The organism is Paenibacillus xanthanilyticus (assembly GCF_042682185.1).
In the GTDB taxonomy this organism is placed as follows: domain Bacteria; phylum Bacillota; class Bacilli; order Paenibacillales; family Paenibacillaceae; genus Paenibacillus_Z; species Paenibacillus_Z xanthanilyticus.
Window position 1 is genome coordinate 2,818,726 of sequence record NZ_JBHUHA010000002.1, and the last position, 23,066, is coordinate 2,841,791.

At 53.4% G+C, this 23,066-nt stretch carries 24 protein-coding genes and 2 tRNA genes; 4 read left to right on the forward strand and 22 right to left on the reverse strand.

The annotated features are described in order from the left end of the window. Positions 1 to 56: 56 nt before the first annotated feature. The 3 genes from ACFSKT_RS29835 to ACFSKT_RS29845 form a co-directional block, all read right to left on the reverse strand. A complete protein-coding gene (locus ACFSKT_RS29835; RefSeq protein WP_377719390.1) occupies positions 57 to 2,114 on the reverse strand; it encodes an amidohydrolase family protein in 2,058 nt (685 codons plus the stop codon). 129 nt (positions 2,115 to 2,243) lie between these two features. Continuing rightward, positions 2,244 to 2,681 carry a CBS domain-containing protein gene (locus ACFSKT_RS29840; protein WP_148929304.1) on the reverse strand — a complete coding sequence of 146 codons (438 nt, stop codon included), beginning with the start codon at positions 2,679 to 2,681 and terminating at the stop codon, positions 2,244 to 2,246. A gap of 168 nt (positions 2,682 to 2,849) precedes the next feature. Further along, positions 2,850 to 3,962: an LCP family protein gene (locus tag ACFSKT_RS29845; RefSeq protein WP_377719391.1), complete on the reverse strand. Its 1,113-nt coding sequence runs from the start codon at positions 3,960 to 3,962 to the stop codon at positions 2,850 to 2,852. Positions 3,963 to 4,485: 523 nt separating this feature from the next. Here ACFSKT_RS29845 and ACFSKT_RS29850 point away from each other — a divergent pair. Further along, a complete protein-coding gene (locus tag ACFSKT_RS29850) occupies positions 4,486 to 4,833 on the forward strand; it encodes a DUF4870 domain-containing protein (protein ID WP_377719392.1) in 348 nt (115 codons plus the stop codon). A 77-nt stretch (positions 4,834 to 4,910) separates the two neighbouring features. Here the strand turns inward: ACFSKT_RS29850 and rpsR are convergent, their stop codons facing one another. The 3 genes from rpsR to rpsF are packed head-to-tail and all read right to left on the reverse strand — an operon-like array spanning position 4,911 to position 6,107. Then, on the reverse strand, positions 4,911 to 5,189 hold the full coding sequence (rpsR, locus tag ACFSKT_RS29855) for a 30S ribosomal protein S18 (protein WP_148929301.1): 279 nt from the start codon (positions 5,187 to 5,189) through the stop codon (positions 4,911 to 4,913). Between the two features lie 18 nt (positions 5,190 to 5,207). After that, positions 5,208 to 5,777 carry a single-stranded DNA-binding protein gene (gene ssb / locus ACFSKT_RS29860; protein ID WP_377719393.1) on the reverse strand — a complete coding sequence of 190 codons (570 nt, stop codon included), beginning with the start codon at positions 5,775 to 5,777 and terminating at the stop codon, positions 5,208 to 5,210. A gap of 45 nt (positions 5,778 to 5,822) precedes the next feature. Next, positions 5,823 to 6,107 (reverse strand): 30S ribosomal protein S6, encoded by a 285-nt coding sequence (gene rpsF / locus ACFSKT_RS29865; RefSeq protein ID WP_148929299.1) that lies wholly within the window; start codon positions 6,105 to 6,107, stop codon positions 5,823 to 5,825. A gap of 247 nt (positions 6,108 to 6,354) precedes the next feature. On the opposite strand from rpsF, the gene ACFSKT_RS29870 reads away from it, so the two are divergent. Further along, on the forward strand, positions 6,355 to 6,543 hold the full coding sequence (locus ACFSKT_RS29870; RefSeq protein ID WP_377719394.1) for a YjzC family protein: 189 nt from the start codon (positions 6,355 to 6,357) through the stop codon (positions 6,541 to 6,543). 493 nt (positions 6,544 to 7,036) lie between these two features. On the opposite strand, the gene ACFSKT_RS29875 is transcribed toward ACFSKT_RS29870, so the two are convergent. The 4 genes from ACFSKT_RS29875 to ACFSKT_RS29890 all read right to left on the reverse strand — a co-directional run bounded on the left by ACFSKT_RS29875 (position 7,037) and on the right by ACFSKT_RS29890 (position 8,248). Beyond that, a tRNA-Ser gene (locus tag ACFSKT_RS29875) sits at positions 7,037 to 7,127 on the reverse strand. Between the two features lie 441 nt (positions 7,128 to 7,568). Next, positions 7,569 to 7,656 (reverse strand) — tRNA-Ser (locus ACFSKT_RS29880). Between the two features lie 65 nt (positions 7,657 to 7,721). After that, positions 7,722 to 7,952: a DUF951 domain-containing protein gene (locus ACFSKT_RS29885; RefSeq protein ID WP_377719395.1), complete on the reverse strand. Its 231-nt coding sequence runs from the start codon at positions 7,950 to 7,952 to the stop codon at positions 7,722 to 7,724. A 53-nt stretch (positions 7,953 to 8,005) separates the two neighbouring features. Next, on the reverse strand, positions 8,006 to 8,248 hold the full coding sequence (locus tag ACFSKT_RS29890; RefSeq protein ID WP_377719396.1) for a putative Se/S carrier protein: 243 nt from the start codon (positions 8,246 to 8,248) through the stop codon (positions 8,006 to 8,008). A 182-nt stretch (positions 8,249 to 8,430) separates the two neighbouring features. On the opposite strand from ACFSKT_RS29890, the gene yyaC reads away from it, so the two are divergent. Further along, the gene (gene yyaC, locus ACFSKT_RS29895) at positions 8,431 to 9,018 is read left to right on the forward strand and encodes a spore protease YyaC (RefSeq protein ID WP_377719397.1); all 588 of its coding nucleotides are present in this window, start codon (positions 8,431 to 8,433) and stop codon (positions 9,016 to 9,018) included. Here yyaC and ACFSKT_RS29900 read toward each other — a convergent pair. The 12 genes from ACFSKT_RS29900 to rpmH all read right to left on the reverse strand — a co-directional run bounded on the left by ACFSKT_RS29900 (position 8,993) and on the right by rpmH (position 21,100). Continuing rightward, a complete protein-coding gene (locus ACFSKT_RS29900; protein WP_377719426.1) occupies positions 8,993 to 9,484 on the reverse strand; it encodes a DUF4446 family protein in 492 nt (163 codons plus the stop codon). The genes yyaC and ACFSKT_RS29900 overlap by 26 nt on opposite strands. Before the next feature lie 28 nt (positions 9,485 to 9,512). After that, positions 9,513 to 10,688, reverse strand: a complete 1,176-nt coding sequence (locus ACFSKT_RS29905) for an aminotransferase class V-fold PLP-dependent enzyme (protein WP_377719398.1) — start codon at positions 10,686 to 10,688, stop codon at positions 9,513 to 9,515. A gap of 125 nt (positions 10,689 to 10,813) precedes the next feature. Beyond that, entirely contained in the window at positions 10,814 to 11,665 is an 852-nt protein-coding gene (locus ACFSKT_RS29910; RefSeq protein ID WP_377719399.1) for a ParB/RepB/Spo0J family partition protein, read from the reverse strand. Beyond that, positions 11,646 to 12,419 (reverse strand): ParA family protein, encoded by a 774-nt coding sequence (locus ACFSKT_RS29915; RefSeq protein WP_377719400.1) that lies wholly within the window; start codon positions 12,417 to 12,419, stop codon positions 11,646 to 11,648. The genes ACFSKT_RS29910 and ACFSKT_RS29915 overlap by 20 nt, the downstream gene beginning before the upstream one ends. Positions 12,420 to 13,312: 893 nt before the next feature. Then, positions 13,313 to 14,146, reverse strand: coding sequence for a nucleoid occlusion protein (gene noc / locus ACFSKT_RS29920; protein ID WP_377719401.1), 834 nt, complete (start codon positions 14,144 to 14,146; stop codon positions 13,313 to 13,315). 411 nt (positions 14,147 to 14,557) lie between these two features. Beyond that, on the reverse strand, positions 14,558 to 15,280 hold the full coding sequence (rsmG, locus tag ACFSKT_RS29925) for a 16S rRNA (guanine(527)-N(7))-methyltransferase RsmG (RefSeq protein ID WP_377719402.1): 723 nt from the start codon (positions 15,278 to 15,280) through the stop codon (positions 14,558 to 14,560). Between the two features lie 6 nt (positions 15,281 to 15,286). Next, the gene (gene mnmG / locus ACFSKT_RS29930) at positions 15,287 to 17,176 is read right to left on the reverse strand and encodes a tRNA uridine-5-carboxymethylaminomethyl(34) synthesis enzyme MnmG (RefSeq protein ID WP_377719427.1); all 1,890 of its coding nucleotides are present in this window, start codon (positions 17,174 to 17,176) and stop codon (positions 15,287 to 15,289) included. A 100-nt stretch (positions 17,177 to 17,276) separates the two neighbouring features. Beyond that, a complete protein-coding gene (gene mnmE, locus ACFSKT_RS29935) occupies positions 17,277 to 18,656 on the reverse strand; it encodes a tRNA uridine-5-carboxymethylaminomethyl(34) synthesis GTPase MnmE (RefSeq protein WP_377719428.1) in 1,380 nt (459 codons plus the stop codon). Between the two features lie 70 nt (positions 18,657 to 18,726). Next, positions 18,727 to 19,422, reverse strand: a complete 696-nt coding sequence (gene jag / locus ACFSKT_RS29940; RefSeq protein ID WP_377719403.1) for an RNA-binding cell elongation regulator Jag/EloR — start codon at positions 19,420 to 19,422, stop codon at positions 18,727 to 18,729. After that, positions 19,419 to 20,225, reverse strand: coding sequence for a YidC/Oxa1 family membrane protein insertase (locus tag ACFSKT_RS29945; protein ID WP_377719429.1), 807 nt, complete (start codon positions 20,223 to 20,225; stop codon positions 19,419 to 19,421). Before ACFSKT_RS29945 ends, jag begins: the two co-directional genes overlap by 4 nt. A gap of 151 nt (positions 20,226 to 20,376) precedes the next feature. Beyond that, entirely contained in the window at positions 20,377 to 20,724 is a 348-nt protein-coding gene (rnpA, locus tag ACFSKT_RS29950) for a ribonuclease P protein component (protein WP_377719404.1), read from the reverse strand. Positions 20,725 to 20,965: 241 nt separating this feature from the next. Then, entirely contained in the window at positions 20,966 to 21,100 is a 135-nt protein-coding gene (gene rpmH, locus ACFSKT_RS29955; protein WP_148929286.1) for a 50S ribosomal protein L34, read from the reverse strand. Between the two features lie 628 nt (positions 21,101 to 21,728). Here rpmH and dnaA point away from each other — a divergent pair. Continuing rightward, positions 21,729 to 23,057, forward strand: coding sequence for a chromosomal replication initiator protein DnaA (gene dnaA, locus ACFSKT_RS29960; protein ID WP_377719430.1), 1,329 nt, complete (start codon positions 21,729 to 21,731; stop codon positions 23,055 to 23,057). Positions 23,058 to 23,066: the final 9 nt, after the last annotated feature.

Consider the following 23,066-nt stretch of genomic DNA (forward strand, 5'->3'; position numbering starts at 1 on the left):
TTGCCGGGAGCGTCTCTTACTGTATCTATAAAACTGCCTCTGGCGATTAACGACCGTTATTCAATCGTCCATGCATCGCCGTCGTTCTCCGCGGACAGGCCGATCGAATTCAAGAACGACACCGGCGCGAATGCGCGCTTGCCGATCGACAGCAGCTCGCTGCTGACTTCGCCCGATACGATGCGATAGCCGCGTTCGAGCATCAGCTCCCCGTTCTTCGGCATCTGGCCCGCCGTGCCGGCCGTCTGTCCGCCTTCGCCTTTCGCCAAAGCGAATGTCTTGGACACGGCATCCCACGTCAGCGTATACCCGTGTTCCGCCAGCGCCTCAACGTCGACATAACTGGCTTGGTTGTAACTCAGAACCGGATAGCTCGCGCCTTCCCACTGCAGCGTGCCGGCCGCCGTATTCGCGCCAACGCGTTGGAATTGGCTGCGTAACGGTTCGCCCAGACGCACCTTCTTGTTCATCGTGCCGCGATCGAGCACGACCTGGCCCGCGACGAGCACGTAGTCGATGCCCGCCGACATGAGCTCCGGATTCTCGACCGTCGATTTATCGGTGACCGTATCCGGGTTGAAGATGACGATATCCGCGTCCATGCCTTTCGCGATGCGGCCCTTCTTGCGCAGCGCCGGCGCCTGCTTCTCCAGCCGCTGAGCCGGCATGAGAGACAGCTTGGCGATGCCGTCCATGAGCGACATGACCTGCTGCTCGCGCACATACATCCCCAATGTACGCGCGAACGTGCCCGAAGCGCGCGGATGGTTGTTGTTGCTTGGCTCCAGAATCGCATCGCTGCCGATCATGACGAACGGCGCCTGGAAAGCCTGCACGACCGCTTCGGCCGGAATGGCGTACGCAACCGCGAGCTTCCCTTGTTTCTGATACTTCGTGAAGCTCTCTTTCGTCAGACGTTCCGACGTGCCGGCAATCTGAAGATCCTCATACGAAATGCGGAACCGCTGCTGCCAGCCTTCGTCGAAGCGAGCGGAGTTCAGGTATGTTCCCCAATAATCATACGGGTACACGCAGGCCGTAATATCATAGCCTTCCGCGCGCGCCTTCTCGATCATGCCGAGCGCCTCCTGCATGGAGAACGTGCCGCCCGTGCTGTTGATATGGTCGATATGTACCGCAGCGCCTGTCTTCTCCCCGTAGTCGATCAGCTCCTGCGTCCCTTCCAGCTCCGTGCCCGGCGCTTCGGCGTCGGAATAACGGCCATGGAAGTATACCGGCACGTTGTATTCGTTCGCGAGCTCCATAAGCGGAATGATCTCCTCTGCGGAGATGCCCGGCACGTACTCGAGACTGAATGAGATGCCCAGCGCCCCGTTGTTCAACGCTTCCTCCGCCTGCTCGCGCAGCTTCGCGATTTGCTCGGGCTTGGCCGCATCGTAGCGGCTCAGCTTGAACTGATTCCGCGCCTGCGTGTAGAAATACGACGCCCCGAAGTTAACCGGCGGCATATCGCGCTCGTAATGAGCATACCACGCCTTCGGCGTCGACGTACCGCCATGCATCGCGATGTTGCTCGTCACGCCGTCGCCGATCTTCTGCCAGACGCCAAGCGGATTCGGATCGTACGACAGGTTATCAATGAAGCCCGGGGAGACCACCAGCCCCTTGGCGTCGATCGTCTTCTTGCCCTTGAGCGCCTTGGACGTGACGACGCCGATCGTGCCGTCCGTTACGCCGACATTGAGCCCTTCCTGATCCAGCTTCGTCTCCGGGTTGATGACGCGACCGCCGGTAATGACGATATCATATTCCTTCGCCAAATCCGCGTCCGTGACGGTCGCCTCCAGCAGCTCCGCCGGGGTCTGTTCCGGCTTGTCCGCCTCTTCGCCCTTCCCCTCGCCTTCGCCGGCATTCTCGCTGCCGCTGCCGGCATTCGAACCGCCGGCTTGCCCACTATTAGAGGCGCCTGCGTTCCCGCCTGCGCCGCTATTGCCCGCTCCTTGCTCCGCGGTGTTCCCCGGCGACTGCGAGTTCTCTTGCACCATCGAGTAGGCCAAATAACCCGCGAACCCGAGCACGAGGACGATGGCGATCACCATAATGCCTCGCATCGACCCGCGCCCCCGTTTGTTCCGATCCTGCCTGCTGCTCATTCCCTACGCCTCCTACATGTAGAAGGGCCGTCCCTCGGGAGGACGGCCCCTTGCATATTGCTTGTGGTTTGCCACGCTTCCAACCGTTTCCTTAATCGTACTACTTCGCTACATAATTCGCAAACCCGTTTAGCCGGCGGCGATCTCTTTCATCTCCGCCCCGCCGCTGACGATGAGCTTCTCGCAGTAGTCGATAATGTCGCTTCGTCTGACGATGCCGATGAACCGGTTCATATCGTCAATGACGGGGACGAAGTTTTGCAGCTTCGCCAGTGACACCAGGTCTTCCATATTGGCGTCGATCCGCACCGCCCGATGCGCCAGCCGAAGCTGGACATCGGATAGTTTGACCCGGTGCGTCTGTTCGAATGTCAGTTCCGGGTTGTTCTTCATATACCATAATAGATCGCCTTCCGTCACGGTGCCCGCATAGCAGCCGTCGCGATCGAGAATCGGTACGGACGTGTAGCGGTGATGCTCCATCCGCTCCAGCGTTTGCCGGAGCGTCGCTTCGGTCGAAAGGCAGACGACTTCTTGTTTCGGTAATAAGAAAAAGGCAATATTCATCCAGTTGATCTCCTACTCCCTAGTTTTGACCCCCTGGCATGTGCCGCTCGCGCGGAATGCTGCATTTCCAATCCCTCGGATTGTGAACGCAAACCAGTCGGCTTATCCGGAATGGAACGCGCTGCGTCATCAAAAACGGCGATAGCCGTTTCACCTTGTGCCGGCTTGTTAAGGCTTAGCCGCTTCGGCAACCGCAGTCGAGCGCGCAGTCGTCGCCTCCGCCGCAGTGTTCGCAGCCTTGCGCTTCTCATATTCCTCCGGCAGCGGCAGCTGGCTCTTGGCCAGCTTCGGGTCCAGCCAGGCCTCGATCAATGCGCCAACCGCATCCAGATCCGCTTCGTCCGCGAAATAGTACCACGCGCCGCCTTTCGATTTCCGGTGGCCGTCTCCTTTAAGCGTGTGGCTATACATCGTGCGCGATTCGGTCTGCAGCATGCTTTTGGCCAAATTAATCATCTGCGTGGAGGTCAAATCTGTGCTAAAGTTATGACCCATAATATCGATAAGTTCCGGAATTTTCGTCCATTGCCCGACTTTCGAGGCTTTCTCCATGATCGCGTTCAGGAAAATCTGATGCCGGCCGGTCCGGCTCATATCGCCGCCCGCATCTTCGCGGTACCGGACGTAGTTGAGCGCGTCCTTGCCGTTGTACTTGTCTTGCCCGGCTTTCACCACGAACTTCTCATGGTCGGCGTCGTCGTTGACCAAATCTTCGGTGATAGGCAGCGCAATGCCTCCCATGGCATCGATTACGTCGCGAAATCCATTGAAGTTAATGGTGGCGTAATGATCCACATGAGAGCCGAACAGCTTCTCGACGGTTTGGACCGACATAGCCGCGCCGCCGAACGCGTAAGCGTGGGTAATCTTGTCTTCCCACGGTTCGCCGTTCTTCTTCGTCTTCCCGACGATCGTGGCATACGTATCGCGCGGGATCGAGAACATGAGCATCGCGCCGTCGCTTGGACGCACGACCGTGTAGATCATCGTGTCGGAACGGCCGATCTCTTGATCCCGCTGATCGACGCCGAGCAGCAGCAGCGTGAACGGATCTTCCTTCTTCGTCTGCGCAATCCGCTTCACCTCGCGGCCCTCGAGCGGCTTGTAGGATTGATCGAGCTTCTTCTTCACCTGATCGGCCAAGAACAAGTCGAAGCCCCAGGAGGCCAGCGTCGCCCGGTTGAGATAGCCAAGGGTGCCCGTCAGGAGAATGAACGCCATCGCCGCGGCCATCCACTTCCATCTGCGTGATTTGCGTTCTGGTTGGGGTTGTGTAGCCATGAATGGTTTACTCCTATCCCTTTATCTATATAAACGAACCACCTTTATTTTAAACGACGCAGCCGGACGGAAAGTTACAGTATGGTAACACATGGCCGCTCCCTCAACCCCGCTGCCGAGTGGGCTCCAAGGGCTGAGTGGATGCTTCCGAAGCCGTTATTCTCCGGGAACTTTCCCTTTGGACACCTTCTGCGAGCGGGTACGTTTGTACGCGGTTGGCGGACTTCCTGCTTGGCACGCTTTTGTCCTAACGGACAAAGCTTACGTCATCCTTTTTACAAACCATTGCACAGTGGCTTTCGCAAATCGCTTTTCGTTGGAACAGCTTGGCTTCTCCCTTTTTCGCTGCCTCATGGGGACAACTCGCCCAACCGCTCTGCTGAGGACGCCGCAGTGCAGGCTTCCGAAGAGCGTGTTCCGCTGGAAAGCAGCTCGGCTTGCCCCACCTGTACAACCTGGGCATAGTTTGCCTGATTGGCGAATAAGTAACACTAGGACATATTCGGGAAGGAGATCCTTGTCTATGCAGCCATATATGCCTGACCGCTCATCGACCGGGCTCGATCCGCGGCTCGTTGGATTGCTTTGTTACTTCGGCCTTTGCGTAACCGGCATGCTGTTCCTCGTCATCGAACGTCAGAGCCGCTTCGTCAAATTTCATGCGCTGCAATCCATTCTGGTCGCCGCGGCCATGATGATCATCAATATTGTGCTCGGCCTGCTCCCGATTATCGGCTGGATTCTTGGCATATTCTTCGCGCCGCTGTGCTTCATCTTATGGGTCGCCATGATGGTGCTCGCCATGCAAGGGCGCTGGTTCAAGCTGCCGGTTATCGGAGAGTTCGCCGAGCGGCAATCGCAGCTGTTTTAAAACAAACAAAAACAGCCGACATCGCTGTCGGCTGTTTCCTGGTATATCGTCCAGCGTACCGGAGTACGCGTGTCCTACTATTCCGTTGTGTAAGGGAGCAGCGCTACTTGACGCGAACGCTTGATAGCGATCGTCAGCAGACGTTGGTATTTCGCGCTTGTTCCGGTTACACGGCGAGGCAAAATTTTACCGCGCTCGCTGATAAATTTACGGAGCAGGTCCGTATCTTTATAGTCGATGTGCGTGATTTTGTTAGCCGTGAAGAAGCATACTTTACGACGCTTGTTACGGCCTTTGCGACCGCCGAACTTGCGCTCTGGACGCTCGTCGCCGCCTTCTCTTTGCTTGAAGCTCATCTGTATCCGTCCTTTCAGTTAGAATGGCAAATCATCTTCGGAAATATCGATCGGACGTCCGTCATCCGAGAATGGATCACGATTGTCGTTCCGTGATGACCCTCCGGAACCTCCGGACCGGCCACCGCCTCCGCCGTAAGAACCTCCGCCTCCGCCGCTATAGCCGCCTCCGCTTTGACCGCCGCCACCCTGGCTTCCGCCATAGTTGCCGCCGCCTCCGCCTTGGTTTCCGCCGCCGTAGCTGCCCGATTCTTCGCGTTGTCCACCTTCGCGGTTGGATTCCAAGAAACGCACGTTATCGGCAATGACTTCCGTCACGTAGACGCGCTTGCCTTCGTTGTTCTCGTAGTTCCGTACCTGAATACGGCCTTCCACCGCCGCAAGACGGCCTTTACGCAAATAGTTCGCGCACAGCTCAGCCAGCTGACGCCATGTTACAACGGGGATGAAATCCGCTTCCCGCTCGCCGCCGCTTTGGAACGGACGGTCTACGGCCAGCGTGAATTGCGTAACCGCAACCCCTGCCGGAGTGTAGCGCATCTCGGGATCTCTTGTTAATCGGCCGATTAGAATAACACGGTTCAACATCGACTTTCGCCTCCAATCGAACATTCCTTGCGTGAGTTAGACATCTTAAGCAACGTCTTTGACAACCAAGAAACGGATAACTTCATCCGTAATCTTCATGACGCGGTCAAGTTCAGCGACAACAGCCGGTGTGGCGTTGAAATGAACGAGGACATAGATACCGTCACGAATCTTGTTGATCTCATACGCAAGGCGGCGCTTACCCAGCACGTCGTGCTTCGTAACTTCTCCGCCGTTCGAGATGATTGCTTGGAACTTGTCGGTCAAAGCTTGTACCGCTTCTTGTTCCACATCTGGACGAATGATGTACATCACTTCATATTTGCGCATTTCGATTCACCTCCTTTTGGACTAACGGCCCCCACTAAAGGGAGCAAGGAGCGAGTAATTTCTCGCAAGTAATTTCTCGCATACCATAACACTATACCAGAGTCGCCTATCCGTTGACAAGTGAAACCATGCATTCGAGCGCCTGGCTCTTTCTCCCGCTTATGTTCGCTCTCGTCGGTACATACACTAAGCGTCGGCTCCGCATCTGCGGGCCGTTGACCATTATTCGCTTTGGAGGCTGATGACGATGGGTGAATGGACCGAATTCCGGCCGGGCGACCGGGCACCGAACGAAGGGACGTATATTGAGATCGGCGAGAACTCGTACCATATGGGCGTCACGAATCCGCAGAAAGTCCATTTGGAGAAAGGCGAGCGTTTCCCGGAAACGTCAAACGATGGCCGCAAGTGGAAACGACTGCATCATAATCACTAATCGCAGCCCGGTGCATAAAACGAAGCGCTGGCGCACAATCTATTCTCGACGGTGTGAAGAGAGGCGTGGTTCCGTTGAACGCGAATGCGCAAGGACCGCAGTGTGATTTTGTCCACGAATAGCTGATTACGAAGAAGCGAGGGGTTGTGCCAAAGACATCGTCTGTAACACAAGCACATCGGTGTAACCGATGACCGTGGTTTCAGAAGTGACGTTATAGTGATGACGAATTACAATCGATCAACCACCGTCGGAAAAGGACTCGTAAGAGTCCTTTTTTCGTTTGTCCCTGCAGCTGCATTGATCGATGCTGGCATGAGATTTTGCCCCCGCGTGCGTGGACCCAATTCCATGCTGCGTCTAATCGCTCTCCCTTTTCTAAATGGAGACTTATTTCCGAAGCTGTGGTGCTGGTCCACACAGTCCTTCCCCGTCGCACAACCGTAAATGCGCACAAAAAAACGACCCCATCGGAGTCGTCGTTTGTTATGTATGGCGGAGAGAGTGGGATTCGAACCCACGCACGCTGTGACACGCCTAGCTGATTTCGAGTCAGCCCCCTTGGGCCTCTTGGGTACCTCTCCATGAGTAATCAACATGATGTATCTTATCACAAAAGCTTCATGGTATGCAAACGGAAACAGCTGGTGAAGCCCCGCATCGGACCCCTCTTAGGCATCAAGCTATTCCCGTCATTCCTCTTCACAGATCATCGCATCCACCGATTTACCACGAAGGAATCCCTGCACCCTTTATGAGTTCATGCAGTGCTATTGATCGTCCCTCTGCCGACATTCAAACCAGTCGAACTCCGCTCTCCGCCATCTGCCCTACTAAAGTTAACGATGGCTCTCCGCCATCTCACGACGATGGCTCATGCGGTGACTCTCTAGCCTCAGGCAGCGTTTCTGCTTCTTTTACACGGTCATCTGCCTTGGAGGCCTCTCACATGCGCGCCACATATCCCGGAAATAACAAAACCTCCTGCATCATCTGCAGGAGGCGTTATTGGAGTAATTAGAGAACGGAGAGAGTGGGATTCGAACCCACGCACGCTGTGACACGCCTAGCTGATTTCGAGTCAGCCCCCTTGGGCCTCTTGGGTACCTCTCCAATTAGTCAACGAAGTTCATTTTAGCATAGGGCTTGGACGATTGCAAGCGGTGTCCGCAAAAAAATTAGACGCCGCCTTCTGCCTGCGTTTCTCCGGCTTCCGCGGCTTTCGATCGAAGCACCTTCTTCAGATTCTTCTCGAACTTTAACCGAGGGATAAGCACGCTATGTTTGCATCCAACGCATTTGATCCTAATATCCATCCCCATCCGGATGATCTCCATCTCGTTCGTGCCGCAAGGATGAGGCTTCTTCATCTGGACGATATCGCCGAGTTCAAATTGTTTCCGTTCCAACCGCTTCCGCCACTCCTTTCCCGACCAGGATGTCTTGTCCTACGATATCCCCATTATACGATGACCGGCTCGTAACCTCCACCTGCTAAGGGACGAAATATGCCGCGAATTTCAACTTTTTCTTGAATCAGCACCGTCTGGACCGTCGTCAGATCCTCTTGGGGAAAATGAATCGATAACGCGCAGCCCGCAGTGATCTCTTTGGGCGTTGGACAAATATCTATTTCTACGTCTGCGTATTCTAGCAGCATTTCCGCCCGAAGCGCTTGTTGGGTCGAATCGAACGCAATCAGCATCCAGCCCCGCCTCCTTCATCATTTCTCGCGTGCCGCAAGTATAAAATGGCTGTCTTATCCATATACTAGCTAGTAAATAAGCGAAGATCCTATCGACTCTCGGATCGCTCGCATCGATATCGTCATAGATTAGTAGGGCCGACGCGCGGGCCATTGCTCACCATCAGGCGGGAGGGATTTCAATGAAGTTTTCAAGTAAGGACAATCCACTCAAGGTACCCTATTCGGAGCCGAATGCGACAAGTCTGCTCATTAATCGCTTAGCTTATTTGCTGAGCGATGTGCCCGATCATGCGCGTATTGTCGTTGTGTGCGTTGGCACCGACCGCTCTACCGGCGATGCGCTTGGCCCACTCGTCGGAACGTCCCTAAGCAAATATCGCAGCCGCTACTTTGATATTTACGGCACCTTGGAAGAACCCGTGCACGCGATGAACTTGGACGACACGCTCCAGCGCATCAACAGACAAGTTCGTCACCCCTATGTCATCGGCATCGATGCATGCTTGGGACAAGTCTCAAGCGTCGGCAGTATTCAAGTCGGGACAGGCCCGGTTCGCCCCGGCGCCGGCGTGAATAAAGAACTGCCGCCCGTCGGCGACATCCATGTAACGGGCATCGTCAATGTGGGCGGCTTTATGGAATACTTCGTTTTGCAGAATACGAGGCTGCATCTGGTCATGCGAATGTCCGAAGTCATCGCGCACAGCCTGTTCTCGGCGATCGTAAAGTCGGTTCACCCGGCTATTCCCGCTTCAACGCAAGATTAATGGCCTTCTTCTCCTCCGGAGTTAAGGGATAGTCGGAACTGCCCTCTCGGATCGGTTTGGCGTACACGAATGTATTCTCCCGATTGTGCAGGCCGCTCAGCACGAGGCCCTCTTCCGTTTCGCTCAGGATAGCCAGCGAGAAGCTGAGGTCGCTGCCTCCGTCGGAGAACGCATTGTAACGATGAATGCCGACGTGCCCTTTTTGTTCTTTGGCTTGACGCTGCAGCTCAATCACCTGCTGCTGCAGGGCGACATGCTCCTGTTGCTGATGCGCCAGTTTTTCCTTCAATGCGATAATAATGTGTTCCAAATCCTCTACGCCCGACCCGCTCGTAAACTGCGTATAACTTTTGCGCAGTTTTTTCAATTTGCCGCCCAATGCGAATGACCGGATCACGAGGATCAAGACGATGATCGCCAGACCAATCGTTACCCCGTCCATCGGCTGCAAGTTCCATGCTTCCATCAATGTTTCTTCGCTCCCATTCCCTACTTCAACGATAATGCTGTTTGATTTCTGCGATCGCCTCGACGAAGGCATCTGCTTCCTGCTCCGTCGTTCCATACCCCACGCTGGCCCGAATGGCTCCCGTCCCCGTCGTCCCCGCCATGCCATGCGCAAGCGGCGTACAATGGAACCCCGATCTTACGGCGATGTTGTAATGCTGATCGAGAATAAAAGCCGTCTCCGACGGATCGATGCCATCCACCACGATGGATACGATGCCCGTCCGGTTTCGTCCCTGTTCAGGCCCGAGCACGCGCACGCTGTCGATGCGCAGCAATCCTTCAATCATTCGCTGGGTTAAGTCCCACTCTTTAGTATGTATCTTTTGCGGCGTCTCATTCAGCACATAATGCACACCGACTTTCAGACCCGCGATGCCCGGGGTATTCGGCGTACCGGCTTCATAGCGATCAGGCCTCACCTGAGGCTGTTCCGGCGATTCGGATTGACTGCCTGTTCCGCCATGCATAAGCGGCACAGGATCGATCTGAGGCGAAATATACAAGCCTCCGGTACCCTGTGGCCCCAACAGTCCCTTATGTCCCGGGAAAGCAAGCATGTCGATGCCCATGGCCTCTACGTCGATCTCCAGCGTCCCGGCGCTTTGAGCCGCATCCACGAGCAGCTTAGCGCTGCCATGCGCCCGCGTAATCTCGCCGATCTCCGCTACAGGCAGGATTGAGCCCAGCAAGTTCGAACTATGATTAACGGCAACGAGTCTCGTATTGCTGCGCAATGCCTGTTTAACTTGATTCGGATCCAATCGCCCGCTCGCATCGGTCTCCAGATAAGTCACTTCCACGCCCAATGCCGCCTTCAAATATTCTAGCGGGCGCCGGATGGAATTATGCTCGACGGCGGTCGCGATTACATGGTCGCCGGGCTGAACCATTCCTTTGATCGCCTGATTCAAACCCATAGTTGTATTGAGCATAAAGGCGATATCGTTGGGGTTGGCGATACGAAATAGTTTAGCCAATGCCTTTCGGGTATCGAACAATACACGGCTTGCTCGAACCGCCATCTTGTGGCTGCCGCGACCAGGATTGGCCGCATCCTCTTCCATCGCTTTCGCTACCGCTTCTATGACGCCAGGCGCTTTCGGCCACGAAGTCGCCGCATGATCCATATAGATGAATGGTTTCTCTTGCCCCTCTGCCATATCGCTTACCCCTTTCCATGCTAACCGACCATTTTCGCTCTATACAATAATAGCACACAGCATGCAGCGAATCACGCGTTCGCTGCAACTGTGTGCTAGGGTTAGCTTGCAGTCCATTCGGACGATTAGGCCATTTGCTGCAGCAGCTCGAGCAGCCGCTCCAGGTCTTGTTTATTGTAGTAGAGAAGCTCGATTTTCCCCTTGTCTTTCTGCTGTTTAATCTTAACGGTCGTCTTAAACTGATCTCGCAGCGATTCCTCTAATTGCTCGATATATGGATCGCGTCTTTTCAGTATTTGCTTCGCCTTTTCCGGCTGCACTTGCTGAGACAACCTTTGGATCGCTTCCTCAAGCTGGCGAACGCTCCACTCATTCGTCATCGTCAATTCAGCTAATTCTTTGCGACGCGATTCTTCCTTCACGCCGACCAGCGCGCGCGCATGACCCATCGATAATGTTCCACGTGAAACATTTTCTTTGATCTGCTCCGGCAGTGTCAACAAACGTAGGAAGTTGGCAATATGCGAACGAGACTTGCCTACCTTAAGTGACAGCTCTTCTTGCGTCAGATCGAATTTATCCATGAGCGCTTGGTAAGCTAGTGCCAATTCGATCGCGTTCAAATCTTCGCGCTGCAAGTTCTCGATCAAGGCAATCTCCATCACCTGTTGATCGGAGAAACTGCGAACGACGGCCGGCACAGTTGCATTACCACACAACTGCGAGGCGCGGAAGCGGCGCTCGCCAGCGATAATCTCGTACCCTTTCAGCACCGAACGAACAATAATCGGCTGAATGACACCATGCTGCCGAATCGATTCGGCCAATTCTTTTATCGCGTCGTCGTCGAAAGTTTTACGTGGCTGATATGGGTTCGGCCTAAGTTCTGCCAGGCTGACCTCCACGACCTTATCTTCTTCGCTTACTGAAAGAGACGGAATAAGCGCATCAAGTCCTCTACCTAGCCGCTTGCTCATACATGATCACTTCCTTCGCGAGTTCAAGATAAACCTCGGCCCCTTTGGATCTCGGATCGTACGTGATAATGGCTTGTCCATGCGATGGCGCTTCGCTCAAACGAACATTGCGCGGGATAATGGTTTGGTATACCTTCTGTTGAAAATACTTCTTCACTTCTTCAATGACTTGAATGCCCAGATTAGTACGGGCATCCAGCATGGTAAGCAGCACGCCTTCGATTTGGAGCGACGTGTTCAGATGCTTCTGCACCAGACGCACGGTGTTGAGCAGCTGACTAAGCCCTTCAAGGGCATAATATTCGCACTGAATCGGGATGATCAACGAGTCCGAAGCGGTCAAGGAATTGACGGTCAAAATACCAAGCGATGGCGGACAATCAATGAGAATGTAATCGTACTGGCTTTTCACCTTTTTCAACGCGTTCTTCAGCTTCATCTCGCGCGAGATACTCGATACCAATTCGATCTCCGCCCCGGCAAGTTGAATCGTCGCGGGAATGATGCTCAATCCATCAATCGCGGTTACGACCGTCGCATCGTTCGGGTGCACATCGTCAATCAGCACGTCATAGATACAATATTTCACGTCTGCTTTGTTAACGCCGATGCCGCTCGTCGTATTCCCCTGCGGATCAATGTCGACCAAAAGCACTTTCTTGCCCAGCGTAGCCAGGCAGGCTCCCAGATTTACCGACGTTGTCGTTTTTCCGACACCGCCCTTCTGGTTGGATATCGCAATCGTTTTAGACAAAACCGTTCACCTCTAATGTTGATAGCTTGTTGAAACTCGCTCACTGTGTAATCGATACATTCATTATAAAAGCTTATTCGGTCATGTTCAATGAAACGTTCGATTGGCGCCCCATATATTTAGTTGTCGCCAAGGCGGGAACGGCAGTGAATAGCAGATTACTCATCCGTGACAAGAATTAACCGACAAAATTTCGCGTGCCTTCAAACGATAGTCACAACATCAAACATGCTAGTTAATTGCAAACAACATAATCCAGCAGCATCTGAGCGAAGGACGAAATGATCTAAGCTTCATCGATAATCCATGAACGGAATTCGATCAACCGTACCTCATTGTTTCATTTGGCCACGGCGGACAAGAAAAACTGACGCCATTCTCGCCCCTCGCGCCCAAGCCTGTCAGCTTAGGAGAAAATCGTACGGTTGAAGAATTCAATGCCTGCGGTTGGTGTGGGATTTCAGCCGTTCCATCTCCACACCAACTCTCCAGCTGCTCTTGCACCCGCTTAGAGATGCTTAACCTGTCCGCATTGCCAGCGCTTCACAGGCTCCTACTCTTTTGCGTGAGAATATAAAAAACGTTCCGACCCCATGGATTTCAAGTTGCCGGAACATTCCTTCGCGCGATCGCGTTGTATGGTTGCTAAAAAACGGCGATGCCGCCCTTCATCAGGACGGCTAGACTTGGCCTTAAAGGCTGCATCACCTTAACATATTCGCATGTTTCTCATCTTCATAGCTACACACAAGATGAAATGAAACAAACAGCGCCGGCCAATAGCGCGGCAAGGTGCATTTCATTCCGGATTCGATTGCGTTCACAATCCGAGAATTAGCATGTAGCATTCAATGAGGAGAAATACAGGTAGGTATTAAATCCACGTGAAACGACTACCCTTCACGGGAACGTTTAGGAATTTGAATGACGATTTCATAGTGATCTTCAAAATCCTTTTCGTTTGTTTTAATTTGCAGACCCGATTCGGTTACCATGTCGATCGATTGGCGGATCGTATTTAAGGCCAACCTTACGTCCTTGGTAAAGGAAACCCGTTTCGACTTTTTGGCTTTCGCGACTTCTTTATAGAAGGCAACCCGAGCTTCGGTTTGCTTCACGTTCAACTCTTTGGCAACGACATCCTCCAGCACCTTCTGCTGAAGCTCATCCGAATCCAACGCCAGCAGTGCACGCGCATGACGTTCCGTGATTTTGCGCTCGATCAGCGCGTTTTTCACAGCTTCGCCAAGGCCAAGCAACCGGATTTTATTGGCGATCGTCGATTGGCTCTTACCCAGTCGCTGTGCAAGACTTTCTTGTGTTAACGAGTGAAGGTCGATCAGCTTCTGATACGCAACTGCTTCCTCGATAGCCGTCAGACCTTCGCGCTGCAAATTCTCGATTAATGCAATCGAGGCAGCCTGCGAATCATTGAATTCCCTCACGATAGCAGGAATAGTGTCCAGCCCAAGTTTTTTGACTGCCCGGTAGCGACGCTCGCCCGCAATGATCTCATAGCGGTTGTTCCGCATCCGAACGACAATTGGCTGAATAACGCCGTGAGTCTTAATCGTCTGGCAAAGTTCGTCAATCCGTTCGTCATCGAAAATCGTGCGCGGCTGATAAGGGCTTGTATCGATCTCGCCGATCGGTATTTGCTTCACTTCATCTTGGGCGCCCTTTGGATCTGAGGATAAACCAAATAAACGCGAAAATTGTTCTTTCATCTCGTCAACTACCACCCGAATTCAAAGTGCCAGAGGAATGCTTTCTTTATATATATTCTCTGGCTTCAAAATGATTTCCTGCTTGACAAGAAGCCTTGCCTCTTATTAGTCGGGAAAATGTTTCACGTGGAACATTACTCGCAAATCATTCGCTGCCAGTTCTTAATTGCTGTAGGTGATCAAAATGCTGCCCGCCAAGTGTTTTAACATAAAAACGATTTTAATTCCACTACAGCGACCACGTTCGCCCCGACATATATGTAAAACGGAAGACAAGCATAGGTCACTTCTGCCCGCCTGTCCCCATAGAAATTCAAATCTCCGAACTAGTTATAGCGTCTTGAATCTCGCATGTCGCGAATGCCTACTCGTCAAATCTTCCTCACGCCCAGAAGGCGACCGATTGCAGCCCTACTCGATCGGCTGCTTTAATGGCAGGCCGGCTTTTCGCGGGTATTTTTTTGGCGTCGCGTCCAGCTTGTCCACAATGACGATATGGCGCTCCGACTGCTCGAACGGCAGCTGGAAATAATGCGTCGTCCGCACTTTACCGCGAAGTTCATTCAAGCTTCGACTGGCAACTTGTAGTTCCTCCTCCAAGGAGGCCCCTTTCATCGCGGCGAACGCGCCACCCTTCTTCGCGAAAGGCAGGCAAAACTCATTCAGGACGCTCATGCGCGCGACCGCTCGGGCGGTGACCAAGTCATAGCGGTCACGATGCTCCGGTTGTCTGGCGATATCCTCGGCTCGGCCATGCACGCACTGCACGTCCTTCAAGCCAAGTTCCTGAGCGACATGGTTCAAGAACGATATGCGTTTGTTAAGCGAATCGACAATCGTCACGCGCAAATGAGGAAAACAAATTTTCAGCGGAATGCTCGGGAACCCTGCGCCCGAACCGATATCCGCGATACTGCTAATCCCATCCATCGGAACATAAAAAGCAAGCGATACCGAATCATAAAAATGCTTCTCGTATACCGCTTCCCGCTCCGTAATGCCGGTTAAATTCATCTTCTCGTTCCATTCCACCAGCAGGCGAAAGTAGAGGTCGAACTGTTCTAACTGTTCCGCAGACAGTTCGACCCCTTTCTCGGCCAGCAGCGAAGGAAACCACTGCGGCGTATCATTCATGCTACCTTACCCCCGCGCCGCCGTTACGCGGTTATAATGTTCCAGATAGACGAGCAAGATGGAGATATCCGCCGGCGTGACGCCGCCGATCCGGGATGCCTGACCGATGGAGAGCGGACGAATATTCGTCAGCTTTTGCTTTGCTTCGGAAGCTAGTCCGTGAACTGCTGTATAGTCGATATCTTCCGGAATCCGCTTCTTCTCCATTTTGGAGAGACGCTCCACCTGAAGCAGCTGCTTCTCGATGTAACCGGAATATTTAATTTGAATCTCGACCTGTTCCTTCATCTCATCCGTCAGTTCTACGGGGGAAGGCACGAATCGTTCCACATGCGCATACGTCACTTCCGGACGGCGAAGCAGTGTGAGCGCATCAGTCGTAAACTGAAGCGGCGCCGATCCGAGCTCGGCCAGCATATCTTGCACGCCTTGCTCCACTTTGATTTTCGCTGATTTCAATCGTTCGATTTCCTGCTCGACGAGCTCCTTCTTCTTCGCAAACTTCGCGTAGCGCGCTTCGCTAATCAAGCCAATCTCGTAACCGGTTGGCGTTAGACGCAGATCGGCATTGTCATGACGGAGCAGCAAGCGGTATTCGGCGCGCGAGGTAAGCAGACGATATGGCTCGCTCGTGCCTTTCGTTACGAGATCGTCGATCAACACGCCGATGTAGCCTTGCGAACGATCCAGAATGACCGGGTCTTTGCCTTGGGCTTTGCGAGCGGCATTAATGCCGGCCATAATTCCTTGACCAGCGGCCTCTTCATAACCCGACGTACCATTGATTTGACCAGCGGTGAAAAGGTTCGGCACGACCTTCGTCTCCAGCGACGGCCACAGCTGCGTTGGCACGACGGCATCGTATTCAATCGCATAGCCGGTGCGCATCATTTCGACCCGCTCCAGACCCGGGATCGAACGTAGAATGCTCAACTGTACGTCTTCCGGCATGCTCGTCGAGAGACCTTGCACGTAATACTCGGACGTATCTTTGCCTTCCGGTTCGAGGAAAATCTGATGCTTCGGCTTATCGGCGAAACGCACGATTTTATCTTCGATCGACGGGCAATACCGCGGCCCCGTCCCTTCAATCGCCCCCGAGAACATCGGCGCGCGGTGAAGATTATCGTTAATGATGCGATGCGTCTCCTCCGACGTATACGTCAGCCAGCAAGGCAGTTGCTCGTTGTTGGAGTATTCCGTCTCATAGGAGAAGAACTTCGGATTGTCGTCGCCTGGTTGAATCTCCGTTTTATCGAAATCGATCGTATCCTTATGAACGCGAGGCGGTGTACCGGTTTTGAACCGCACCAGCTCCAGACCGAGTTCGCGCAAGCTTTGCGACAGGCGTACCGAAGGCTGCTGGTTGTTCGGTCCGCTCTCGTACATCAGCTCGCCCATGATGATTTTCCCGCGAAGGTAGGTCCCCGTTGTCAGTACGACCGTTTTCGCTCGGTAAATAGCTCCTGTCTTCGTAATAACGCCGACGCAAACGCCGTCCTCGACGATCAGCTCTTCCGCCATCCCTTGACGAAGCGTCAGATGATCCGTCTCTTCGATCGTTTTCTTCATTGTATGTTGATACAGAAATTTATCCGCTTGCGCGCGCAGTGCGTGAACCGCCGGACCTTTGCCGGTATTCAGCATCCGCATTTGAATGAAGGTCTTGTCGATGTTGCGTCCCATCTCGCCGCCGAGCGCATCGATTTCGCGCACCACATGTCCTTTGGCCGGACCGCCGATCGACGGGTTGCACGGCATGAACGCCACCATATCCAAGTTAATCGTCAGCAGCAGCGTCTCGCAGCCCATCCGGGCCGACGCCAACGCCGCTTCGCACCCCGCATGGCCTGCACCAATAACGAGGACGTCGAAATTTCCTGCTTCATATCCCATTTTGCTCATTTACCTCCTTGCCAGCTCCTCTTCTCCCTCTTTTTCGTGAAAAGGATTGCAAATCCAGAACTGACAGTTTTGAATGTCTTTCGTTGTTGTCTTATTTACCTAAACAGAACTGAGAGAAGATCTGGTCAATAAGCGACTCCGATACCGAATCGCCTATCATTTCGCCTAATTGCTCCCATGCGGTTCGTACATCGATTTGCACCAAATCAATCGGAATCCCAGCTTCCGTCGCTTCCATTGCGTCCACAAGCGACTGCCGCGCTTGATGCAGCAGCGCAATATGTCGGACGTTGCTGACATACGTCAAATCACCACTATCGATCTCGCCGCCGAAGAACATGCCGCGAATGACCTTCTCCAGTTGATCGAGTCCTTGCTCGCGCAATACCGATAAGCGCACGATTGATTCCGGGGCAAACCGGTTGGCCAGCTCGGCTTCATCCACCGCGACCGGCAAATCCGTTTTGTTCAACAGCACAATTACCGGACGCCCCTGCAGCTGCTCCACTAATTTATAGTCATCCTCGTGAAGCGATTCCGAGGCATTCACCACGAACAATATCAGATCCGCTTCCTCTAGCGCGGTGCGCGAGCGCTCTACGCCGATTCGTTCGACGACGTCGTTCGTCTCCCGGATCCCTGCCGTATCGAGCAAGCGAAGAGGAATCCCGCCAAGCGTGACATACTCTTCAATGACATCGCGCGTCGTGCCGGGAATATCGGTGACAATCGCTTTGTTCTCCTGTACGAGGGCATTGAGCAGTGACGATTTGCCGACATTCGGACGACCGACGATGGCGGTCATGATGCCTTCCCTCAATATCTTGCCTTCGCTCGCTGTTTTTAACAGCCGATCGATTTCGTCGCAAGCCTCCTGGCTCCGCTGGCGGATATAGTTGTTCGTCATCTCCGCCACGTCGTGCTCAGGATAATCGATATTGACCTCGATATGGGCGAGCAGTTCCACCAAGTTATGGCGCAGCGCCTTCACGCGGCGGGACAGCGTGCCTTCCGCCTGCTTCATCGCGACCGAGAACGCGCGGTCGGATTTGGAACGGATCAAGTCAATGACCGCCTCAGCCTGCGCCAGGTCGATCCGTCCGTTAAGGAAAGCCCGCTTGGTGAATTCCCCAGGCTCGGCGATCCGGACCGTGCCCTGCCGAAGCAACAGCTCAAGCACCCGCTTCACCGCCACAACCCCGCCGTGCGTGCTCAATTCCACGACATCCTCCGCCGTGAACGAACGCGGGCCGCGCATGACGGTTAGCAAAATCTCTTCGATTTTCTCCCCGCTGGCCGGATCCACGATATGACCGTAATGTACCGTATGCGACGGCGCCTCCACAATATTCGAGGCGCTCTTGAACAGCTTCGCCGACTCCGCCACCGCATCGGGGCCGCTCACGCGAATAACGGCAATCCCGCCTTCTCCGACCGCGGTGGCGATCGCGGCGATTGTTTCTTGTGTCATCATAGATGGTTTATACTCCCTTAAAAAAATGAGCAATGACAACTGTTGCATGCCATTGCTTCATCTCTATTTATGCATCTTGCTTTAATGTAATCACGACGCACCGGTTTGGCTCGTCGCCTTTGCTGTAGGTTTTGACCCGAGCATGGTTTTGCAGCTGGGCGTGAATCACTTTCCGGTCCTGCGGGGACATCGGCTCCAGCACGACTTCCTTCTTCGTCCGGATGACGCGTCCCGCCAGACGGTCGGACAAGTCCTCCAGCGTCTTGCGTCTGCGATCGCGGAAATTCTCCGCATCGAGCACAATGCGCAGATGGCTGTCGGAATAACGGTTGGCCACGATATTGACAAGATACTGCATCGCATCCAGCGTCTGACCGCGGCGTCCGATGAGCAGCCCTAGATCGCCGCGGCCTTGGATGGCAAGGGTCGTCCCTTCCCTCGACTTGCTTCTCGCGACCGAGAGAGATAATCCCATCGTGGCGCCCACGTCGACGATGAAACGCTCGGCTTCAGCCAGCGGATCGGCGCCGCCAAGATCCGGTTCGCTTCGCTCCGGCGGAGCTTCCGCGATAACCGGCGCGACCAGACGCTCGATCAGCGCGATCTCGACTTTGGCGGGCTTGACCCCAATCAGGCCGAACAAGCCACGGCTTGGCGCTTCCAGCACCGTTACCGCCACCTGATCCATCGTCGTATTCAATTCCGTTAAACCGTTGCGCACAGCATCATCTATCGTTTTGCCCGATGCGACGATTTTCCTCATTTCGCAGGTGCACTCTCCTTGTCCTTCTCTGCAGAGCGGATATACAAGAAATAGTTTTGAATGATCGTATAGATGTTACTGAAGATCCAGTAGATCGGCAGTGCGGCCGGAAGCGACAGCGCCATGACGAAGATCAGCACAGGGAAGATCAGCATAATCGTATTCATCGCCGGCATCATCGGGTTGTTGCCTTTTTGCTGCGATTGCATCATTTTCGACTGGATATAAGTCGTCAGCGCGGCGAGCAGCGGCAAAATATACGCGTACCAAGCTTGTTCGTTGACCGCCATCCCCATCTTGATTCCCAGGAAGGAGTGGTCGCGAATAGCCGGGTTCCAATAGATCGAATTATACAGCGCGATAAAAATCGGCATTTGAACGAACAACGGCAAACAGCCTGCAAGCGGATTGACCTGATGCTGCTGGAACAGCTTCATCGTCTCTTCCTGCTGCTTTTGCGGATTGTCTTTATATTTCTCTTTGATTTTGGCGAGATCCGGCTGAATGGCCTGCATCGCCTTCGAACTCCGGTACTGCTTGAGCGTCAGCGGCAAAATCAACGTGCGGACGATAATCGTCAGCAACAGAATCGCGAGACCATACTCGCCATTGAACCAATCGGCGAACGTATCGAGCGTCTGCGCAAAGTAATACACGACATACTTCTCCCAGAAGTTGCCTTCCTTTAGATCGGCAGTGTTCACCACATGTTCCGCTGACGGCGCGCACCCCGATAAGAAGAGAGCGAGAAGTACAAGCGTGAGGACGGTGATCCAACTGCGTTTAGAAATACGGGACAACAGAAAAACTCCTCTCTAGAGTAACCATCGCAATCAAGCGCCAAGGGCTTCTGCACGAAGCGTCCCGCTCCCGATGCATACATTACAAACTATAGCATATTTTATGGAACAAAGAAACAAGCCAAGGCGAAGCAAAAAACCGCCAAAACCGCCGCTATTTCGACGTTTTCAGCAGTCCGGCCCGCTTCATCACATGCATGATGCTCCGCTCCAGTTCCTTGCTCGTCATCCCGACCGCCGGCTTGCGGACGATTAGAATAAAATCGATATGCGGCTGGATTCGGTCGGCCTGAAGCCGGACGATTTCCTTGGCGACCCGTCTCATCCGGTTTCGCACGACGGCATTGCCGATTTTTTTGCTGGCGGACACCCCCATCCGGAACGGCTCCGCCTTCGGCTGCCGGGACCAGTAGAGGACGAACTGTCCATTCGCGAACGACTTTCCCTGCCGGTAGATCCGGCTAAAATCTTCCCGGTTTCGCAACCGTAATTTCCTTTGCACGGCTCTTCGTTCACCAACCTTCTTGCGCTAATTTCAATTATTGCCCGCTCCCGCCAACCTAAACGACTTTTCCCTCATTAATGAAGAAAGATTTCCATAGATCAGCATCCAAGCATGAGCAGAAGCGAAAGCTCCCTCATTTTATACGAAAAAAGCCGCGATCACAGCAGCAATGTCCCCGATCTCGCAGCCGATTTCGGTTCAAGGCATAAAAAAAAGACCACGGTGCGTGGTCTTGTTCTTACGCGCTCAGTACTTTTCTACCTTTTTGACGGCGGGCAGCAAGCACTTTACGTCCATTCTTCGAAGCCATACGTTTGCGGAATCCGTGCACTTTCTTGCGTTTGCTAACGTTCGGTTTAAATGTCGGTCTCATTATTGCACCTCCTGTTTCCATATTCCCTCGCCAAGCGACTTTCTATACTTCGCCGATCGAACGACGGATCTTTAACATAAAAAAAACGCTTTTTCAATTAAACCACGCCTTCGCCCAAATGTCAACCGAAGGTTCCAGCGCCTAACAGCCGAGCAGCTGCTCAAAACCGTGGATAACGGATTGAACGCCATCCGCCTGTGGATAACAAGAATAATCGGGATAATGCGTCGCAAACTAATAACATGTGGATGGCTGTGAATTGCTCTCCGCGATTTTTGTCGAATCCCAACAAGTTATAAACAATATGTAGTGTTGGTGATAACTTTTGTACACAACCTATAGAATTTGTGGATAGACCCATTAGAGTCGTTGAAAATGCGGGGTTGTTTTGCTATGATAGATATGTTTTCGGTGTGGATAGCTATACAATCTCCTCTTATTTATCAACAACCTGTGGATAATACTGTGAACAACATCGTTCCCCTATTGATATCTATCTCTCGAATAATCTTTATACTGTGGATGAAGGTTTCCCTATACGGGTCTATTCGACATCAAGCGCATGTCTGCGCCGCATAAGGGCGAATTGGATAAGGAGTGACAATCTGTGGAAGCCCATACGAGCGAAATGTGGCAGCAGGTGCTGTCGATCATACAGACCAAGCTGAGCAAACCTAGCTTCGATACATGGTTCAAAGCAACCAAAGCATCGCTGCACGGCGATTCGCTGGTGGTTGTGACGGCACCGACGACTTTTGCCGTTGAGTGGTTGGAAAGCCGCTATACCAAATTAGTACGCACCACGCTCCAGGAATATATGGGGCGTCAATTTGACATAAAGTTCGTGATCGAGGAGAACAAGCCGCCGGAGCCAGCTTTTCAAGCGCCTGTCGTAACGGCGGTGCCTGCGCAGCCGGAAGAGACGGTTCAGCATATGCTGAATCCCAAATATACGTTCGACACGTTCGTCATCGGCGCCAACAACCGGTTCGCCCATGCGGCATCGCTTGCCGTTGCGGAAGCGCCGGCCAAGGCGTATAACCCGCTGTTTTTGTATGGCGGCGTCGGACTAGGCAAGACGCACTTGATGCACGCGATCGGCCACTACATATTGGAGCATAATCCGAGCACGCGCGTTCTTTATTTGTCGTCCGAGAAGTTCACCAACGAATTCATCAACTCGATTCGGGACGACCGAGGCGAGAGTTTCCGCAATAAGTACCGCAACATCGACGTGCTGCTCATTGACGATATTCAGTTTTTAGCGGGCAAAGACGGCACCCAAGAGGAATTTTTCCATACCTTTAACGCCCTGCATGAAGAACGCAAGCAGATCGTCATTTCATCCGACCGGCCGCCTAAAGAAATTCCGACGCTCGAAGAACGGCTCCGCTCTCGTTTCGAGTGGGGACTCATCACGGATATCCAGGCGCCGGATTTGGAGACGAGGATCGCGATTTTGCGCAAGAAGGCGAAGGCCGAGAATCTGGATATTCCGAACGAAGCAATGGTCTACATCGCCAACCAGATCGATACGAACATCCGCGAGCTCGAGGGCGCGCTCATTCGCGTCGTCGCTTATTCTTCGCTTATTAATGCTGACATTACGTCGCATTTGGCAGCGGAGGCGCTCAAGGATATTATTCCCGCCAGCCGACCGAAAATGATAACCATGCAGGACATTCAGCAGAAGGTAGGCGAGTTTTACGGGCTGCGGATGGAAGAGTTCAAAGCGCGCAAGCGTACCAAGGCGGTTGCGTATCCGCGCCAGATCGCAATGTATCTCTCCCGCGAACTCACCGACTATTCCTTGCCCAAGATCGGCGAAGCATTCGGTGGCCGCGACCATACCACGGTCATTCATGCTCATGAGAAAATCTCGCAGCAGCTGAAGAGCGACCCGGATCTATTCAAGATCATCCAAACGCTGACGGAGAAAATAAAGAACCACTCCTGATCGCATCGG

Coding starts and splice junctions, on each gene's coding strand:
- jag (WP_377719403.1), bottom strand. CDS start 19,422: ATGAGGAAAATCGTCGCATCGGGCAAAACGATAGATGATGCTGTGCGC.
- noc (WP_377719401.1), bottom strand. CDS start 14,146: ATGAAAGAACAATTTTCGCGTTTATTTGGTTTATCCTCAGATCCAAAG.
- ssb (WP_377719393.1), bottom strand. CDS start 5,777: ATGTTGAACCGTGTTATTCTAATCGGCCGATTAACAAGAGATCCCGAG.
- ACFSKT_RS29910 (WP_377719399.1), bottom strand. CDS start 11,665: ATGAGCAAGCGGCTAGGTAGAGGACTTGATGCGCTTATTCCGTCTCTT.
- dnaA (WP_377719430.1), top strand. CDS start 21,729: ATGTGGCAGCAGGTGCTGTCGATCATACAGACCAAGCTGAGCAAACCT.
- ACFSKT_RS29845 (WP_377719391.1), bottom strand. CDS start 3,962: ATGGCTACACAACCCCAACCAGAACGCAAATCACGCAGATGGAAGTGG.
- mnmE (WP_377719428.1), bottom strand. CDS start 18,656: ATGACACAAGAAACAATCGCCGCGATCGCCACCGCGGTCGGAGAAGGC.
- ACFSKT_RS29835 (WP_377719390.1), bottom strand. CDS start 2,114: ATGAGCAGCAGGCAGGATCGGAACAAACGGGGGCGCGGGTCGATGCGA.
- ACFSKT_RS29905 (WP_377719398.1), bottom strand. CDS start 10,688: ATGGCAGAGGGGCAAGAGAAACCATTCATCTATATGGATCATGCGGCG.
- yyaC (WP_377719397.1), top strand. CDS start 8,431: ATGAAGTTTTCAAGTAAGGACAATCCACTCAAGGTACCCTATTCGGAG.
- ACFSKT_RS29870 (WP_377719394.1), top strand. CDS start 6,355: ATGGGTGAATGGACCGAATTCCGGCCGGGCGACCGGGCACCGAACGAA.
- rpmH (WP_148929286.1), bottom strand. CDS start 21,100: ATGAGACCGACATTTAAACCGAACGTTAGCAAACGCAAGAAAGTGCAC.
- mnmG (WP_377719427.1), bottom strand. CDS start 17,176: ATGGGATATGAAGCAGGAAATTTCGACGTCCTCGTTATTGGTGCAGGC.
- ACFSKT_RS29900 (WP_377719426.1), bottom strand. CDS start 9,484: ATGGAAGCATGGAACTTGCAGCCGATGGACGGGGTAACGATTGGTCTG.
- ACFSKT_RS29850 (WP_377719392.1), top strand. CDS start 4,486: ATGCAGCCATATATGCCTGACCGCTCATCGACCGGGCTCGATCCGCGG.
- rpsF (WP_148929299.1), bottom strand. CDS start 6,107: ATGCGCAAATATGAAGTGATGTACATCATTCGTCCAGATGTGGAACAA.
- ACFSKT_RS29840 (WP_148929304.1), bottom strand. CDS start 2,681: ATGAATATTGCCTTTTTCTTATTACCGAAACAAGAAGTCGTCTGCCTT.
- rpsR (WP_148929301.1), bottom strand. CDS start 5,189: ATGAGCTTCAAGCAAAGAGAAGGCGGCGACGAGCGTCCAGAGCGCAAG.
- ACFSKT_RS29890 (WP_377719396.1), bottom strand. CDS start 8,248: ATGCTGATTGCGTTCGATTCGACCCAACAAGCGCTTCGGGCGGAAATG.
- rsmG (WP_377719402.1), bottom strand. CDS start 15,280: ATGAATGATACGCCGCAGTGGTTTCCTTCGCTGCTGGCCGAGAAAGGG.